This window comes from Cellulomonas sp. HD19AZ1 (assembly GCF_004535805.1).
Classification (GTDB): domain Bacteria; phylum Actinomycetota; class Actinomycetes; order Actinomycetales; family Cellulomonadaceae; genus Cellulomonas; species Cellulomonas iranensis.
The window spans coordinates 300,978-318,058 of record NZ_SPHX01000005.1 but is presented as its reverse complement, the minus strand read 5'-3'; the positions used below and the strand labels follow the sequence as shown (position 1 = coordinate 318,058).

Here is a 17,081-nt window from a genome sequence, read left to right as displayed (position 1 = left end):
GCCACCGGGGACCGGGGCGACGCAGCGAGGCCTGTGGGCGGCCCGCGGCGTCCGGGCGTCAGGCGGACGCGGCCGGTGCTGCGGAGGTCGCCGGCGCCGCGGAGGTCGTGCCGGCCGACGTCGACGTCGACGAGCCCGACGTCGTGCCGGACGACGTGCTGCCGCCCGACGACGTGCCGCCGCTGGACGACGTGCTCGACGACGTCGTGCTCGAGGCGCTCGTCGACCCGCCCGCGCGGGCGTCGTTGCGGTAGAAGCCCGAGCCCTTGAACACGACGCCGACGGACGAGAACACCTTGCGCAGGCGTCCGGCGCACTCGGGGCAGACCGTGAGCGAGTCGTCGGTGAAGGACTGCTGGACCTCGAAGGCGTGCTCGCAGGCCGTGCAGCGGTAGGCGTAGGTGGGCACTGGTTCTCCCTCGTCGTCGCCGGGCGTCCCCGACGGTCCTCGATCCGATCCCCGGGGCTGCGCAGTGCGCTGCGGCGTGCTGCCGGAGCACTCCTCGCGGGTCCTGCGGCTTGGCACTCTCGGGGTCCGAGTGCCAACTGTACGCCTCCCGTCAAGCGGCCTCGCGGGTACCCTGCGAAGGTGCCCCGTCGCCATCGTCTGCGGACCGCGTCCGTCGTCGTCGCCGTCGTCGTCGTGCTCGCGCTGCTGGCCACCGCGCTCGTGACGACCCTCCTCGTGCGCCGCCCCCTGCCCGAGGTCTCGGGCACCCTCGAGGTCCCCGGCCTCGCGGCCGACGTGCAGGTCACGCGCGACGCACGCGGCGTGCCGACCATCGTCGCGGGCTCGACCGACGACCTGTTCCGCGCGCAGGGGTACGTCACCGCGCAGGACCGCTTCTTCGAGATGGACTACCGCCGGCACGTCACCGCCGGGCGGCTGTCCGAGCTCGTCGGCGCGAACGAGCAGGCCCTCGAGGCGGACAAGGTGATCCGCACGCTCGGCTGGCGGCGCGTCGCCGAGCAGGAGTGGGACCTGCTCACCGACGACACGCGCGGCTACCTGCAGGCGTACGCCGACGGCGTCAACGCCTACCTGGCCGACCGCGACCCGGGCGCGATCGCCGTCGAGTACACCGTGCTGGGCCTGCGCGTGCCGCAGACCGCGCCCGCGCCGTGGGACCCGGTCGACTCGCTCGCGTGGCTCAAGGCCATGGCGTGGGACCTGCGCTCCAACTACGACGCCGAGCTCGAGCGCGCCATGACGTACCGCGCGGTGCCCGACGTCGCGCGCGTCGAGGAGCTCTTCCCCGCCTACCCGCAGGACCAGCACCTGCCGATCGTCACCGCGACCGACGTCGCGGACGGCGCGGCCACCGTCGCCGACGGCGCCGGCCTCGCGCTCGCCGACGACGCGCTGCAGGACGCGCTCGCGGCGGCGGACCGCGCGCTCGCCGCGGTGCCGCAGCTCGTCGGCCGGGGCGAGGGCGTCGGCTCGAACTCGTGGGTCGTCGCGGGCGAGCACACCGCGTCCGGCAAGCCGCTGCTCGCCAACGACCCCCACCTGGGCATCTCGGCCCCCGGCATCTGGTCGCAGGTCGGGCTGCGCTGCGCCGACGTCGCGGCGGACTGCCCGTTCGACGTCACGGGGTTCGCGCTCGCGGGCCTGCCCGGCGTGATCATCGGCCACAACGGCGACCTCGCGTGGGGCCTGACGAACATGGGCGCCGACGTCACCGACTTCTTCCTCGAGCGCGTCGACGGCGACCGCGTGCTCGTCGACGGCGAGCGGCGCCCGCTGCAGGTGCGCACCGAGACGATCTCCGTCGCGGGCGGCGACGACGTCGAGCTCGAGGTCAGGGCCACGGCGCACGGCCCGATCGTGTCCGACGTGCTCGACCTCGACGGCGTCGCGCGCGGACCCGTGCCCGACGACGCGCCCGGCTCACGCTTCGAGGTCGCGCTCGCGTGGACCGCCCTGACGCCCGGCCGCACGGGCGACGCCGTCTTCGCGATGATGACGGCGTCCGACGCGGCCGACGTCGCCGCGGCGGCCGTCCTGTTCGAGGTGCCCGCGCAGAACATCGTCTTCGCGACGACCGACGGGCACATCGGCTACCAGGCGCCCGGGCGCGTGCCCGTGCGGGCCGTCGTCGACGGACCCGTGCCGTCCGACGGCACCTGGCCCCGTCCCGGCTGGGACTCGCGCTACGACTGGCAGGGGTGGGTCGAGCCCGCCGACATGCCGCGCGTGCTCGACCCCGCCGAGGGCTTCGTCGTGGCCGCCAACCAGGCCGTCACGCGCGCCGGCGAGGGGCCGTTCCTCGCCCGGGACACCGACTACGGCTTCCGCAGCCAGCGCATCCGCGACCTGCTCGCGCAGCAGATCGCCGCGGGCGACAAGGTCGACGTCGCCTCGACCGCGGCGCTGCAGACCGACCGGCACAGCCCCTACGCCGACGTCCTGGTGCCGGCGCTGCTCGAGGTCGAGCTCGACGACGCGTTCGACGCGGGCGGCCAGGAGCTGCTGCGCACGTGGGACCGGTCGATGGACCCGGACTCGGCGGCGGCCATGTACTTCGCGGCCGTGTGGGCGCAGGTCCTCGAGCTGACGTTCACGGACGACCTGCCCGCCGGGCACGGCCCCGACGGCGGCTCGCGGTGGCTCGAGGTCGTGCACGGCATGCTCGAGGACCCCACGTCGCCGTGGTGGGACGACCGGACGACGTCGGGCGTCGTGGAGGGCCGCGACGACGTGCTCGCGCGCGCGCTCGTCAACGCGCGCCACGAGCTGACCGCGCACCTCGGCAGCCGCACCGACGACTGGGCCTGGGGCAAGCTGCACGTCGCCGCGCCCGAGCACCCGGTGCTCGGTGGCGAGGGCGTGCCGGGCGTCGTGCACGCGCTCGTGAACCCGCGTGCGCAGCGCGTCGGCGGCGGGTCGTCGATCGTCGACGCGACGGCCTGGGACGCCGCGAGCGGGTCGTACGCCGTGACGGCGGCCCCGTCGATGCGCATGGTCGTCGACCTCGGCGACCTCGACTCCTCGACGTGGGTGAACCTCACGGGCACGTCCGGCCACCCCGCGAGCGTGCACTACGCCGACCAGCTCGAGGCGTGGGCGCGGGGCGAGCAGTTCGCGTGGCCCTACTCCGGGGCCGCGGTCGAGGCCGACGCGGTCACCCACCTGACGCTCACGCCCGCGCGCGACTGACCCCGGACGGCACGCCCGCCCGGCGCCCTGACGTCAGGGGACGTCGCCGTCAGGCGTCGGCCGCGCCCGGTCCGAGCCGCCGCCAGCCGGTCGGCGTCGCGACGGCCGTGACACCCACGTCGTGAGGTGCGCGCGGCACCGACCCGAGCACCTCGTCCTCGTGGACCAGCGCGACCACGGGCACGCCCGGGCGCACGTGCGCGAGCACGCGGTCGTACCAGCCGCCGCCCTGCCCCAGGCGGCCGCCCGCCGCGTCGACCGCCAGCGCGGGCACGAGCACCACGTCCGCGTCGGCCAGCGCGGCGGCGCCCAGCGGGTCGCCGCCCGGCTCGGGCGGGCGGCCGGGGGCGCGCTCGCGCAGGTCGTCGGGGCCCGCGTACTCGGCCCAGTCGCGCTGCAGGCCCGTGCCCAGCACGGGCAGCAGGAGCCGCACGCCGCGCCCGGCGAGCACCTCGACCAGGGGGCTCGTGCCGGGCTCGGTCGGGCGGGACGCGTAGACGCTCACGCAGCGCGCGTCGGCCACCTCGGGGATCGTCAGCACGACGTCCGCGAGCCGCTGCGCGACCTCCGAGCGCTGCCGCGCCGAGCGGTGCGCGCGCTGCTCGCGGATCCGGCGCCGCAGCCGGTCCTTCTCCTCCGACGGGTCGCGGGGTCGTGCGCGTCGCGCCACCTCGTCCGCAGGGGAGGGGGGCTGGGCGACGGCGCTCATGGCACCAGTGTCTCAAAGTCCGGCCCCGCCGACCCGGACCGAGGTCATGCCCGTGGTGCGGCGCACGTGCCCGGCGAGGCCCGGTCGCGCGCGCCGGTCGCGGCGCACGGCCGCCCGGCAGGCACAATGCGCGCATGAGGACGGTCCAGGACCATCTCGCCGCCGTGCTGGCCGCCGCCGCACCCGTGGCGCCGCTCGACGTCGTGCTGCACGACGCGACCGGCTGCATCCTCGCGGCCGACGTGGTCGCGTCGGTCGACGTCCCGGCCGTCGCGGTCGCGGCGCGCGACGGCTACGCGGTCGCCGCGCACGACACGTACGCGTCGGGGGCGCAGGGCCCCGCGCTGCCGGTCGCGCACGACCTGCACTCCGGCAGCCCCGCCGGCCTGCGCCACGTCGGCGGCACGGCCGTGCGCGTCGCGTCGGGGGCGCCGCTGCCGCTGGGCGCCGACGCGGTCGTCCCCGTCGAGGAGACCGACCGCGGGCAGGCGCGGGTCGCGTTCCAGCGCGTCGCGACCGCGGGGCAGCACGTGCGGGTCGCCGGCGCGGACGTGCGCGCGGGCGAGACCGTGCTGACGGCGGGCACGCGGCTCGGGGCCCGCCAGATCGCGCTCGCGGCGGCCCTGGGGCGTGGGCGGCTGCGCGTGCACCCGCGCCCGCGCGTCGTGCTGCTGTCGGTGGGGTCCGAGCTGATCGAGCCGACGAGCGCGGCCCGCCCGGGCACGGTCTTCGAGGCCGACGGGCACGCGCTGGAGGCGGCCGTGCGGGACGCGGGCGCGACGCCCGTGCGGGTCGGCGCCGTCCCCGACGAGCTGGCCGCGCTGCGCGAGGCGCTCGAGGACCAGCTCGTGCGCGCCGACCTCGTGGTCCTCACGGGTGGGCTGTCCGAGCTCGCGCACGACACCGTGAAGGACGTCCTCGCGCCGCTCGGCACGGTCCGGCTCGACCAGGTCGCGATGACGCCCGGCCTGCGGCACGGGTTCGGCACGGTCGGTGCGCACGGCCTCGACGTCGTCGACGCGGGCGGCCGGACGGTGCCGCTGTTCGCGCTGCAGGGGCACCCGGTCGCGGCGCAGGTGTCGTTCGAGGTGTTCGTGCGGCCGGCGCTGCGCGCGATGGCCGGGCACGCCGAGCTGTTCCGCCCCTCGGTGGCCGCCGTCGCCACCGAGGGCTGGGCGTCGCCGCCCGGGCTGCGGCAGTTCGTGCCCGCCAGCGTGCTCGGATCCCCCGACGAGGGGTACCGTGCGACCCCGATCGGTGACCCGTCCGCCCCGTCGACCACGGCGCTCGCGCACGCCAACGCGCTGGCCGTCGTGGGGGAGGGGGACGTGGCGGTGCACCCGGGGAGCGTGCTGCACTGCCTCGTCCTCGAGGGGTGAGCCGCGCCCGTCGTCGCGCGGAAGGAGCGTGAGCCGTGGCCGTGGGGTGGCCCGTGGAGCTGGTCGACGGTGACGTGCGGCTGCGGCCGCTGCGGCGCCGCGACGGCGACGCCTGGATGCGCCTGCGCGCCGAGAACGTCGGCTGGCTCGAGCCGTGGGACGCGACGAGCCCCGAGCCGGTGCGCGGCCCGCGGCCCACGTTCGGGCAGTTCGTGCGCGCGCTCGCCGCGCAGGCGCGCGACGGGCAGGCGCTGCCGTTCGCGGTCGAGCACGAGCGGGCGCTCGTCGGGCAGCTCACGGTGTCGTCGATCCAGTACGGGTCGCTGCGGTCCGCGGCGATCGGCTACTGGGTGTCGCGGCACGTCGCCGGGCGTGGCATCACGCCCACCGCGGTCGCGCTCGCGACCGACCACTGCTTCGGCACCCTGGGCCTGCACCGCGTCGAGGTCAACATCCGGCCCGAGAACGGGCCGTCGCTGCGCGTGGTCGAGAAGCTCGGGTTCCGCGACGAGGGGCTCCGCGAGCGCTACCTGCACATCCAGGGTCGCTGGCGCGACCACCGGACGTTCGCGCTGACCACGGAGGACGTGCCCGAGGGGCTCGTGGCCCGCTGGCACCGGCGGCGCGCGCACGCCTGACGCGTCCCATTAGCACCGCCCCGGTCGGGTGGGTCGGCGCGACACGCCGCACCGGTGCGACGTCGCGGGCGCCGTGCCCCCTACCGTCGTGACGTGAACGATCTCGCAGGCCCCGCAGCGCTCGCGCTCGTGGGCCTGTGGGCGGCGTACCTGGTGCCGCACCACCTGCGGCACCGGCAGCGACTGCTGGAGGCCCGGGCCGACGACCGGTTCTCCACGGGGCTGCGCGTCGTGGCGGTGGCGAGCAGCACGCGTCGCCGTCTGGGGCGTGGAGCCGCGGCAGCCGGCATGTGGGGGCCGAGCACCAGATCACTGCTCACCCCGGGGACGGGGGTGCCGGCGACGTCCGCCGGCACGGCGACAGGAGGCAGGACCGTGGACCGACCGCACGCCACACCCGAGCGCATCTCCGCCGAGGCCGCGCGCCGGCTGGCGCAGGCCCGTGCGTCGCGTGCCGCCGCGGCCGCGCGCCGGGGTGCGGCCGCGCGCCGGCGCGGTCTGCTCGCCGCCGTCCTGGTCGCCGCGACCGTGGCCGGCTGGGTCGTGACGGGCCTCGTGCCCGCCGCGACGTGGCTCGCCGGGGCCGTGCCGTCGGCGCTGCTCGCGTCCGTCGTCGTGCTGGGGCGCCGTGCCGTGATCGCCGGTCAGGTGGCGGACGCCGAGTGGGCCGCGACGATCGAGCGCGAGGAGCGGCTGGCCGCCCGGCCCCGCACCGGCGCGACCCCGACGGTCCGCGCCCGCACGGGGGCGACCCCGGTCGTGCGACCGCGCACGGGAGCGACCCCCGTCGCGCGCACCGCGACGGACGTCGAGGCGCCCGTGCCGCTCGTCACCGGGTACGCCGTGCGGCCCTCGGACGCGCACACCGAGGTGTTCGAGCGGATCGTCGCCGACCGCGGCGAGTCGAGCGGGCCCGCGCGCCACGCGACCGGTCAGGTGCCGGTCGTGCGCCGGGACGCGCAGGGCACCGCGACCGAGGCCGTGCCCGCGGTCGACGGTGCGTCGCAGGACGAGGACGCGTGGTCGCCGGTGCCCGTGCCGCGCCCGACGTACACGATGAAGGCGCCCGCGCCGCGCCGTGACCCCGCGCCGCTCGGCGAGGGTGACGCGGACGCGTCGACCGCGCGCCGGCCGGCCGACGCGCCCACGGGCGACACGGCCGCCCCCGCGGCCGAGACGGTGGCCGAGCCGGTGGCGGAGACGACCGGCAGCATCGACCTCAACGCGGTGCTCGCGCGCCGCCGCGCGGCGGGGCAGTAGGCGACGGAGCCGGGTCGCCGCGCACGCGTGTGACGTGCGTCGCGACGGCCCGGCCCGGTTTCGTCGTGGGGCCCGCGGGGTGCTAGTGTGATCCCGCTTCAAGGGGCTGTGGCGCAGTTGGTAGCGCGTCTCGTTCGCAATGAGAAGGTCAGGGGTTCGAATCCCCTCAGCTCCACCAGCACGAAGGCCCGGGATCATCGATCCCGGGCCTTCGTTCGTCGTCCGGCCCGGCCTCGCGTCGTACGTCCGCGGAGATCGTGGTGTCGAGGACCGACATCCCTTGCCAAGAGCCGGACGTGGTGCGCGGGCGCCCCCGGTCCGCACCGGGCGCACAGGTCCCAGCGACGTTCCTCCACGAGCGGGCGACGTCCGTTGCCAGCATGCGGTGCAAGCGGCCGCACAGCAGCGGTCCGCTCGACCCGAGGGGGAGCAGTGAGAGACACGATCCAAGCGGTCCCGCGACGCGCCAGGGCGGTGGCCTCGGCGTGTGTCGTGGTGCTGATCATGCTGACGTGCCTGATCGCCGACGCCACCGACGCACGTGCGGCCGCAGGCGGCTTCCGGCTGGCGGCCGGGGAGCAGATCGTCGCCGGGCAGACACTGGTGTCGCCGGACGGCCAGCAGACCCTGGCGTTGCAGACCGACGGGAATCTCGTCCTCTACGGTGCGGCCGGGTCGCGCTGGCAGACGGCGACCACGGGCCGCGGAGGAGCCCGCCTCGTCCTGCAGACCGACGGCAACCTGGTGCTGTACGACGCCAAGAACTACCCGCTCTGGTTCACGAACACTCGCGGGTCCGGTGCCGACCACCTCGACGTGCAGTCCGACGGGAACGTGGTCCTCTACACCGCGTCGAACGGCGTCGTGTGGCAGACGAGCACCAGGTACCAGCCGGCGAGTCTGAGCGCCCCTGCCGACCTGCGTGCGGGTGACGTCCTCATGTCGCCGAACGGTCAGTACACGCTCGCCATGCAGACCGACGGGAACCTGGTGCTCTACGGCCCCTCGGGCTGGATGTGGCAGACCAGCACGCGAGGCTCCGGCGCCGTCCGCCTCGCCGTCCAGTCGGACGGCAACCTGGTGCTGTACACCTCGACCGACTACCCGGCGTGGATCGCCGGGACGCGGGGATCCGGAATCGCCCAGCTACGGCTCCAGGACGACGGGAACCTGGTGGGCTACCGTGCCGACGGGACCTGGGCCTGGCAGACGTACACCTACCCCGGCGGGAGTGCACCGGCGCCCGCCCCTGCCCCCGCACCTGCATCCGGGAAGGCCGCCACCGCGATCGCGTACGCGCGTCAGCAGATCGGCAAGCCGTACCAGTGGGGCGCGACGGGGCCGAACGCGTTCGACTGCTCGGGCCTGACGCAGCAGGCGTGGGCGGCGGCCGGCGTGCGGATCGCACGGGTCTCGCGCGACCAGTACACGACGCTGCCCCACGTGCCGTACGCGCAGGCGGCACCGGGTGACATCCTGGCCTGGGCGACGAACACCTCGAACCCGAGCACGATCCACCACGTGGCGCTGTACGTCGGGAACGGGCAGATGATCGAGGCGCCCTCTCCGGGCAAGCCGGTCCGGCTGACGGCGGTGCGGACGAACGGACTCATGCGCGACGTCGCGCGCCCGACGAGCTGACCCCGTCGAGAGCTCGGCGAGCCGCTCGCTCGTGGTCGCGGCGGGCTCCACGGCGTGCGGGGCTGTCGCGCAGTCGGTAGCGCGTCTCGTTCGCGATGAGAAGGTCAGGGGTCCGAAGCCCCTCGGCTCCACATGACGCTCGGACTCGACGCACGAGCGAGCGGCGTCGCAGACAGTGTGAGTCGTGCGTCCGGGGCCGGTGGAGCAGCCGGCGGATGTGGTCGGGGTGCTCGGCGCCACCTGCACCACGTCGCGGACGGGCTCGAGCGCGAGCTCGTCGCGGTGCGTGTCGGTGGACGCCGGGCCCCGCGTCAGGCCTCGCGTCCGTGCGCCAGCATCCAGGCGGTCACGTCAGGGGCGAACGCGTCCGACCACGTCGGGCCGTGCGCGCCGCCCACGATCGTCCACAGGCCGACCTCGGTGCCGTGGGAGCAGGACCAGCTGCTCGTCACGGTCTCGGGGCCGGGCAGCGTCGAGTCGTAGTCCGCGGTGCCGAGGGTCGGGCTGGCGTCGCACTCGTCGATCGCCCGCCAGTCCGCGACCGTCTGCTCAGCCCCCGGGTAGGGCGCCCCCGGGCCGACGCTGCCGCCCTCGTAGCGGATGACCTCGTCGGTGTCCGCCTGGACCTGCAGGACGCTGACGGGCCGGCCCGGGGCGCACGCCGACGGATCGGCGTCGTTCGCACCGGCGACCGACACGGCAGCGGCGATCAGGTCGGGGTGGTGGCACGCCATGCGCAGCGCCATGAACGCGCCGTTCGAGTGCCCGATGACGAAGACCCGCTTCGGGTCCACCGCGTACTGCGCCTGGACCGTCTCGATGACGCGGGTCACGAAGCCGTCGTCGTCGGGGTCGGCACCGTCGAAGGAGCAGCAGGCGGGCGTCGCGTTCCAGTACTGCTTGCCCGCCCTGTCGACGAGCCCCTCGGGGTAGGCGAGCAGGTAGCCCTTCTCCTCGGACTGGTCCCGCAGGCCGAGGTAGGTGGCCGTGCTCGCGCCGACCTCCGAGTAGCCGTGCAGCGACACGACCAGGGGCGCGGGTTCGTCGGCGTCGTACCCGGAGGGGACGTCGAGGGTGAAGGTGCGGTCGTCGAGGTCGACCGTGCCCGAGCTGCCGGGTGCGACCCGGGTGGGGGTCGGTGTCGGCGCGGCGGCGTCGGAGCCGCCGGTGCACGCGGCCAGCAGGAGCAGCACGGCCGCGGCCCATGCGGCGGTCTTTCGGGCGGACGTCGTCGTCATCGGCGGATGATGGCGCAGGTCAGAGGGATGGGGCAAGCCAGCCCCGGGGCGCCGCTCGTCCTGCAGTGCGGATGCGAGAGCGGTGACCGGTCTGTCTCGCCACGGGCCGGTGGCGACGGCGTGGGCCGGCTCCCCCGGGGCGAGGGAGCCGGCCCGGTCTCAGCGGCCGAACAGCTCGTGCAGCCGCGCGGCGCGGCCCGTGGCGTCCTCGGCCGACGCGCGCAGCTCGCCGACCGCGAGCACGGTGGTCCCGGCGGCGGCCGCGACCGCGCCGATGTCGCGGCTCATGCCGTCGGCCACGGCCGACTGCTCCTGCACGGCGGTCGCGACGGTCGCCTGCCGCTCGCGCACGTCGTCGATGCGGCCCACGATCTCGCCGATCGCGTCGGCCGTGCGGCCCGTGGTCGCGGTGATCGCGTCGACCATCTCGGTGATCTCGCCGATCGCCTCGTGCGTGCGGTCCGCGAGCGACTTGACCTCGCCCGCGACGACCGCGAAACCGCGCCCGACCTCGCCCGCGCGCGCCGCCTCGATCGTCGCGTTGAGGGCCAGCAGGTGCGTCTGCTCGGCGATCGACGTGATGAGCTTGCTCATCGCGCCGATGCGGCCCACGACGGTGGACAGCTCGGACAGCCGCTCGCTCGCGGTCGCGGCGGACTCGACCGCGTGCGCGGTGCCGTCGGCGGCCGCGGTCGTGCCGACCGCGATCTCGTGGATGCTTGCGGACATCTGCTCCGAGGCGGCGGCGACCGCGCCCGCGCGTGCCGACACGTCGTCGGCGTCGGACGCGAGCCGGTCGGCGAGCGTCGAGAGCGACGTCGACGACGTCAGCAGCTCGTCGGCGACCACGCGCGTCTCGCGCTCCTGCCGCTGCCGGGCGGTCACGTCGTCCCACACGCCCACGAACCCCTCGGGCAGCCGGTCGACGACGACCTCGAGCTCGACCTGCCCGGCCTCGACGGGCACCGAGACGACGACGCGGGCGGGGAACGTCGTCGACGACCGCACCACCTCGGCCAGGCGGTCGCGCAGGGCGCCCATGACGTGCGCGCCGTGCTCGCGCACGATGCGCCCCGAGAGCGCGTCGCCCGCGCGGTTGCGCTGCACGACCTCGCCGCGGTCGTCGGTCACGAGCAGGGGAGCGGGCAGCGCGTCGAGCACGGTGCGGGCGCCGAGCCGGGCGACGAGGGGCGCCAGGTCGTCGGGGACGGGGCGGCGGCGGGTCGCGAACATCGGGGTCTCCTCCGGGACGGAACTGCCGTCCGATCGGCCGCGGGCCGCGGGGACTGACGGTTCGGCGGGAGGTCGGGACGATCGTCCTGCGCCGTTCGGGTGGCGCGGCGCGCTCAGGTGGCGAGCAGGACGCCGACCGCCGCGAGGCCCGCGACCCACGCCGTGGACAGCGCCGCCAGCACGACCGGGCGCAGCCCGACGGCCCGCAGCGCGGCGAACCGCACGCCGCACCCGAGCGCGAACATCGCGGCGGTGAGGAGCGCGGTCTGCGCGGTCCCGGCCGCGGCGAGCAGCCCGTCCGGCAGCGGGACCGTGGACCGCACGACGACCGTCGCGAGGAACCCGGCCACGAACAGCGGCACGACCGGGGGGCGGCGTCCCGTCGTCGTGGGACCGTCCGCCGCGCGCACGGCGCGGCGGCGGTGCAGCGCGAGCGCCGCCACGACGGGTGCGAGCAGCAGCACGCGCGCGAGCTTGACGACGACCGCCGCCGTGAGCGCGGCGCCGCCGAGGGCCCCGCCGACCGCGACGACCTGCGCGACCTCGTGCACCGACGCGCCGGCCCACGCCCCGGCGCGCGCGCCGCGCAGCCCGAGCAGCGGTGCGACCAGCGGGACGAGACCGATCATGAGGGTGCCGAAGACGACGACGAGGGCGACGGCCGTCACGGTGTCCTGCTCGGCCTCGTCGTCCGGGTCGGTGACGCCCGCCGCCGCGGCGACGGCGGCCGCGCCGCAGATCGAGAACCCGCACGCGACGAGCACCGCGAGGTGCGCCGGGACGCGCAGCGCGCGCCCGAGCGCGAGCGTGCCGAGCACGCCCCCGGCGACGACGACCACGACGACCGCGAGCAGCGGCGCCCCGAGCGCGGCGACGTCCGCGAGCGCGAGCCGCAGGCCCAGCAGCACGACGCCCACGCGCAGCAGGCGGCGGGCCGCGACGGCGAGGCCCGGCCCGGCGGCCGCCGGGGCACCCGTGGTGTTGGCGAGCACGACGCCCAGCGCGATCGCGACGACGAGCGGGCTGACGCCGGGCAGCACGTGCGCCGCGCCGAGCGACGCCAGGGTCGCGGCGGCGCACAGCGCGAGCCCCGGGGTGAGCGCGCGGCCCCGGCGCAGCGCGAGGCACGCGAGGGTCGTCGCGGGAGAGGTGGGGGCGGGGCGGGCCGTGGCGCCGGGGGTGGTGGCGCGCGTGCGGTGCGGGGTGACGCGGGTCGGGACGGGTGGCACCCCGCCAGGGTGCGCGCCGCGCGGGCGCGGCAGTAGGGGCAGAACCCGCGCGGGGCACAACGTACGCTTGTGGCCGGACGGTGGAGGTCCGGACCGAGCACCCCGAGGAGGGCACGTGCACCGTGAGCCCGACCTCGCGGCGCTGCGCGCCCTCGCGCTCGTCGCCGAGCTCGGCAGCCTCTCGGCGGCCGCCGACCGGCTGGGCGTCAGCCAGCAGGCCGTGTCGCTGCGGGTCCGCGGCCTCGAGGGCACGCTGCGCACGCAGCTCCTCGTGCGCTCGGCACGCGGCTCGCACCTCACGCGCGAGGGGCAGCTGGTCGTCGGGTGGTCGGCGGGCCTGCTCGCCGCGGCGGACGACTTCACGGGCGTCGTGGGCGCGCTGCGCGCCGACCGCGAGCGCACCGTGCGCGTCGCCGCGAGCCTCACGATCGCCGAGCACCTGCTGCCCGGGTGGGTCGCGCGCTGGCGGGCCGAGCGCGGCGACGACGACGTCGTCGTCCGCCTCGAGTCCGTGAACAGCGCCGCCGTGGTCGAGGCCGTGCGGGCGGGGCAGGTGGACCTCGGCTTCGTCGAGACCCCGTCGGTGCCGTCCGACCTGGGCTCCGCGACGTTCGGCCACGACACCGTCGAGGTCGTCGTGCCGCGTCACCACCCCTGGGCTGTCGCGGGGACCGTGCGGGCCGTCGAGCTCGCCGCCACCCCCCTCGTGCTGCGCGAGCCGGGCAGCGGCACGCGCCGCGCGCTGGAGGACGCGCTCGCCGGGGCGGGGCACCCGCTGCACGCGCCGCCGGCGGCCGTGCTGCCCACGACCCTCGGCGTGCGCAGCGCCGTCATGGCGGGCGTCGGCCCCGGCGCCCTCAGCGCGCTCGCGGTCGCCGACGACGTGCGCGCGGGCCGGCTCGCGCGCGTCCGCGTGCACGCCCTGCGGATCACGCGCCCCCTCACGGTCCTGTGGGCGGGCGCGCGGCCGTCGGACGCCGCCGCGGACCTGGTCCGGGTGGTCCGCGAGGACGCCGACCGCACGCCCCTCGGCGTGCGGCACTGACCGCGCCGGGACCCCGCTGACCTGGACCGGCGTCCGTGACGCGGACGCCACCGACGTCCCGGCCCGACGTCCCTGCCCGACGGGTCCGACACGCCGCGGACCCCTAGTGTCGAGCCATGAACGGACTCGCCCTCGCCCAGCAGAAGATGCGTGACGCCGGCGTTCCCACGGCCGCGGTCGACGCGTTCACCCGGTTCTACGGCCTCCTCGAGAGCGGCAGCACGGGGATCGTGCGGGAGGCGGACGTCGCCCCGCTGACCGACGTGCCCCGGCTCGCCGACCTCGACGTGGACCCCGACGCGGCCCGCGAGGCGCTCGCGCGGACCGCGGTCGTCAAGCTCAACGGCGGCCTCGGCACGTCGATGGGCATGGACCGCGCCAAGTCGCTGCTGCCCGTGCGCGGCGACCGCACGTTCCTCGACGTCATCGCCGACCAGGTGCTCGCCGCCCGCGCGGCCACCGGCGCGCGGCTGCCGCTCGTGCTCATGAACTCGTTCCGCACGCGCGACGACAGCCTCGCGGCGCTCGCCGCCCACCCCGCCCTCGCGGTCGACGGCGTGCCGCTCGACTTCCTGCAGAACCGCGAGCCCAAGCTGCTCGTCGACGGGCTCGCACCCGTCACGTGGGAGGCGGACCCGTCGCTCGAGTGGTGCCCGCCCGGCCACGGCGACCTGTACCCGGCGCTGCACGCCTCGGGCGTGCTCACGGCGCTGCTCGACGCGGGGTTCCGCTACGCGTCGGTCTCGAACTCCGACAACCTCGGGGCGACCCCGGACGCGCGCGTCGCCGGCTGGTTCGCCGCCACCGGTGCGCCGTTCGCCGCCGAGGTCGCGCGCCGCACGCCCGCCGACCGCAAGGGCGGCCACCTCGTGGTGCGCCGCGCCGACGGGCGGATCGTGCTGCGCGAGACCGCGCAGACCCACGCCGACGACGCCGACGCGGCCGCCGACATCGCGACGCACGCGTTCTTCAACACCAACAACCTGTGGCTCGACCTCGAGGCGCTCGCCGCCGAGCTCGAGCGGACGGGCGGCGTCCTCGACCTGCCGCTCATCCGCAACGAGAAGACCGTCGACCCCACCGACAAGACCTCACCGCGGGTCGTGCAGGTCGAGTCCGCGATGGGCGCCGCGATCGAGGTGTTCGACGGGGCCGCGGTGCTCGAGGTCGGCCGCGACCGGTTCCTGCCCGTCAAGACGACCAACGACCTGCTCGTGCTGCGCTCCGACGTCTACGCCGAGGACGACGCGCACCGGCTCGTCGCGCGGGTCGACGCGCCGTTCGTCGACCTGGACCCCGCGCACTACGCGCTCGTCGGCGACTTCGACCGGCACGTGCCGCACGTGCCGTCGCTGGTCGAGGCCTCCTCGCTGCGCGTGCGCGGCGACTGGACCTTCGGCGCCGGGGTCACGGTGCGCGGCGACGCCGTGCTCGACGGCGACGGCGGACGCGTCCCCGACGGCGCGACGCTCGACGCGACGGGAGTGGCCGCCGCGGCGGACCTCGCCCGCTGAGGCCCGGGGGCCGGGCCCGCGCGTCCCCGTGGCCCGGACGCACGAGGGCGGTCCGACCTCGGTGGGTCGGACCGCCCTCGTCCTGCGTGCGGGTGGCGTCAGCGACGGCGCCCCGCCGAGCCGACGTACAGGCTCACGAGGATCGCCGCGAGGGCGACCTGGATGACGATCTCCAGCACGTCGATGCCCTTGGTCTCGTTCCAGCCGACCAACGACGCGATCCACGTGCCGATGAGTGCCGCGACGATGCCGATGATGATCGTCACGAGGATGGAGATGTGCTGCTTGCCGCGCACGACCAACCGGCCGAGCGCGCCGATGATCGCGCCGACCACGATCGCGCTGATGATGCCGTTGACGTCCATGGTGTGCTCCTCGCTCCCCGTCGACCGATGACCGGCCTGGGAGCAAAGTAGGACGGGTCGGGCGGTCCCGCCCGTCGAGCGGCCCGTCACGACCGGCTCGCGCGTCCGGCCCACCCGCGGCGCCCCGGAGGGGTAGGTTGCGCAGCGCCGGTGCCGTCCGTCCCCGAGGGAGTCCCGTGTCCGACGTCGTCGCCGTGGTGCCCGCCCCGCTCGTCGTCGAGCCGTCGTCGCGGCCCCCGTTCGTCATCACGCCCTCGACGGTCGTCGTGGTCGACGCGGCCGACGACCTCGTCCCGGTCGCGGTGCTGACCGCCGACATGCTCGGCCGTGCGAGCGGCCGCGCCGTCGAGGTGAGCCACGCCGACCTCGGCACCCCCGGGGTCGTGCACCTGCGCCTCGTGGACGACCTCCCGCCCGGCGACGAGGCGTACCGCGTGGTCGCGGGCGACGGCCGCGTGCGGCTCGAGGCCCGGACCGCCGACGGCCTCGTGCACGCCGTCGTCACGCTGCGCCAGCTGCTGCGCCCGCTCCCCGGGGGCGGCGTGCAGGTCGCGGCCGTGCGCGTCGAGGACGCGCCGCGCTACGCGTGGCGCGGCCTGTCGGTGGACGTCGCGCGGCACTTCGTGAGCGTCCCGGACCTCAAGGTCGTCATCGGCCTCATGGGGCACTACAAGCTCAACGTGCTCCACCTGCACCTCACGGACGACCAGGCCTGGCGGCTCGACTTGCCCTCGCGGCCCGAGCTGGTGCGGCGCGCGAGCGCCCGCGCGGTGGGCGGCGACCCCGGCGGGCACTACTCGCGCGCCGACTGGGACGAGATCCTGGCGTACGCGCACGCCCGGGCCGTGCGCGTGGTGCCCGAGCTCGACGTGCCGGGGCACGTCAACGCCGCGCAGCACGCCTACGGCGAGCTCAACCCCGACGGTGAGCCCGCCGACGAGTACCTCGGCATCGAGGTGGGGTTCTCGCGCCTGCACGACGACCTGCCGGCCACGCACGCGTTCCTCGCCGACGTCTTCGGGGACCTCGCCGAGATGACGCCCGGCGATCACCTGCACATCGGGGGCGACGAGGTCCTCGCGATGGGGCGCGACGAGTACGAGCGGCTCGTGCGGTCCGCCGCCGCCGCGGTCACCGCCCACGGCAAGCGGGTCGTCGCGTGGCAGGAGGTCGCGTCGGTGCCCGACCTGCCGCCCGGCACGGTCGTGCAGTACTGGGACACGCGCGTCGACCCGGCGCCGTTCGTGCGCGCCGCGCACGCCGGTGCGCGGATCCTGCTGTCGCCCGGCTCGCGCGTGTACCTCGACATGAAGTACAGGCCCGACTTCCCCCTGGGGCTGGAGTGGGCCGGGCACGTCGAGCTCCGCGACGCCTACGAGTGGGAGCCCGCGACCCTCGTCGACGGGCTGCCGCCCGAGGCCGTCGCCGGGGTCGAGGCGGCGGTGTGGACGGAGACGCTGCGGACGCTCGACGACCTCACCACCATGCTGCTGCCGCGGCTCGCGGCGGTCGCCGAGGTCGCGTGGAGCGACCCCGCGCGTCGGGACTTCGACGACTTCACCGAGCGGCTCGCCGCGCACGGCGAGCTCTGGGACCGGCTCGGGCTCGCGTGGCACCGCTCGCCGCAGGGCCGCTGGGCGGCACCCGTCGCGCCCGACCCGGCGGTCTGA

The 17,081-nt window shown here is 76.3% G+C and carries 14 protein-coding genes and 2 tRNA genes; 10 read left to right on the top strand and 6 right to left on the bottom strand.

Going from position 1 to position 17,081, the window contains the following annotated elements; translation table 11 throughout:
- Window positions 1–58: 58 nt before the first annotated feature.
- On the bottom strand, window positions 59–409 hold the full coding sequence (locus E4A51_RS12545; RefSeq protein ID WP_134851926.1) for an FmdB family zinc ribbon protein: 351 nt from the start codon (window positions 407–409) through the stop codon (window positions 59–61).
- 180 nt (window positions 410–589) lie between these two features.
- Between E4A51_RS12545 and E4A51_RS12540 the strand changes: the two genes are divergently transcribed.
- On the top strand, window positions 590–3,160 hold the full coding sequence (locus tag E4A51_RS12540; protein ID WP_070318577.1) for a penicillin acylase family protein: 2,571 nt from the start codon (window positions 590–592) through the stop codon (window positions 3,158–3,160).
- 49 nt (window positions 3,161–3,209) lie between these two features.
- Here E4A51_RS12540 and E4A51_RS12535 read toward each other — a convergent pair whose 3' ends face one another.
- Window positions 3,210–3,869: a 5-formyltetrahydrofolate cyclo-ligase gene (locus E4A51_RS12535; RefSeq protein WP_134851925.1), complete on the bottom strand. Its 660-nt coding sequence runs from the start codon at window positions 3,867–3,869 to the stop codon at window positions 3,210–3,212.
- 134 nt (window positions 3,870–4,003) lie between these two features.
- On the opposite strand from E4A51_RS12535, the gene glp reads away from it, so the two are divergent.
- The 6 genes from glp to E4A51_RS12505 all read left to right on the top strand — a co-directional run bounded on the left by glp (window position 4,004) and on the right by E4A51_RS12505 (window position 8,918).
- A complete protein-coding gene (gene glp, locus E4A51_RS12530; RefSeq protein WP_134851924.1) occupies window positions 4,004–5,248 on the top strand; it encodes a gephyrin-like molybdotransferase Glp in 1,245 nt (414 codons plus the stop codon).
- A gap of 35 nt (window positions 5,249–5,283) precedes the next feature.
- Window positions 5,284–5,886, top strand: coding sequence for a GNAT family N-acetyltransferase (locus E4A51_RS12525; RefSeq protein WP_134851923.1), 603 nt, complete (start codon window positions 5,284–5,286; stop codon window positions 5,884–5,886).
- 93 nt (window positions 5,887–5,979) lie between these two features.
- Entirely contained in the window at window positions 5,980–7,146 is a 1,167-nt protein-coding gene (locus E4A51_RS12520) for a hypothetical protein (RefSeq protein ID WP_134851922.1), read from the top strand.
- Window positions 7,147–7,248: 102 nt separating this feature from the next.
- Window positions 7,249–7,324, top strand: a tRNA-Ala gene (locus E4A51_RS12515).
- Window positions 7,325–7,650: 326 nt separating this feature from the next.
- Window positions 7,651–8,787: an NlpC/P60 family protein gene (locus E4A51_RS12510; protein ID WP_134851921.1), complete on the top strand. Its 1,137-nt coding sequence runs from the start codon at window positions 7,651–7,653 to the stop codon at window positions 8,785–8,787.
- 58 nt (window positions 8,788–8,845) lie between these two features.
- A tRNA-Ala gene (locus E4A51_RS12505) sits at window positions 8,846–8,918 on the top strand.
- Window positions 8,919–9,098: 180 nt separating this feature from the next.
- Here the strand turns inward: E4A51_RS12505 and E4A51_RS12500 are convergent.
- The 3 genes from E4A51_RS12500 to E4A51_RS12490 form a co-directional block, all read right to left on the bottom strand.
- On the bottom strand, window positions 9,099–10,025 hold the full coding sequence (locus E4A51_RS12500; protein ID WP_082740278.1) for a PHB depolymerase family esterase: 927 nt from the start codon (window positions 10,023–10,025) through the stop codon (window positions 9,099–9,101).
- 159 nt (window positions 10,026–10,184) lie between these two features.
- Window positions 10,185–11,258, bottom strand: coding sequence for a methyl-accepting chemotaxis protein (locus E4A51_RS12495; RefSeq protein WP_070320630.1), 1,074 nt, complete (start codon window positions 11,256–11,258; stop codon window positions 10,185–10,187).
- 113 nt (window positions 11,259–11,371) lie between these two features.
- Entirely contained in the window at window positions 11,372–12,487 is a 1,116-nt protein-coding gene (locus E4A51_RS12490) for a YeiH family protein (RefSeq protein ID WP_240696463.1), read from the bottom strand.
- A gap of 115 nt (window positions 12,488–12,602) precedes the next feature.
- Here E4A51_RS12490 and E4A51_RS12485 point away from each other — a divergent pair, with 115 nt between their 5' ends.
- Together E4A51_RS12485 and E4A51_RS12480 are read left to right on the top strand one after the other, a co-directional pair.
- Window positions 12,603–13,532: a LysR family transcriptional regulator gene (locus E4A51_RS12485; RefSeq protein ID WP_070320629.1), complete on the top strand. Its 930-nt coding sequence runs from the start codon at window positions 12,603–12,605 to the stop codon at window positions 13,530–13,532.
- Window positions 13,533–13,648: 116 nt separating this feature from the next.
- The gene (locus E4A51_RS12480) at window positions 13,649–15,046 is read left to right on the top strand and encodes a UTP--glucose-1-phosphate uridylyltransferase (RefSeq protein ID WP_070320628.1); all 1,398 of its coding nucleotides are present in this window, start codon (window positions 13,649–13,651) and stop codon (window positions 15,044–15,046) included.
- A gap of 98 nt (window positions 15,047–15,144) precedes the next feature.
- On the opposite strand, the gene E4A51_RS12475 is transcribed toward E4A51_RS12480, so the two are convergent.
- Window positions 15,145–15,411, bottom strand: coding sequence for a GlsB/YeaQ/YmgE family stress response membrane protein (locus tag E4A51_RS12475; protein ID WP_070320627.1), 267 nt, complete (start codon window positions 15,409–15,411; stop codon window positions 15,145–15,147).
- Between the two features lie 176 nt (window positions 15,412–15,587).
- On the opposite strand from E4A51_RS12475, the gene E4A51_RS12470 reads away from it, so the two are divergent.
- Window positions 15,588–17,081, top strand: coding sequence for a family 20 glycosylhydrolase (locus tag E4A51_RS12470; protein WP_134851920.1), 1,494 nt, complete (start codon window positions 15,588–15,590; stop codon window positions 17,079–17,081).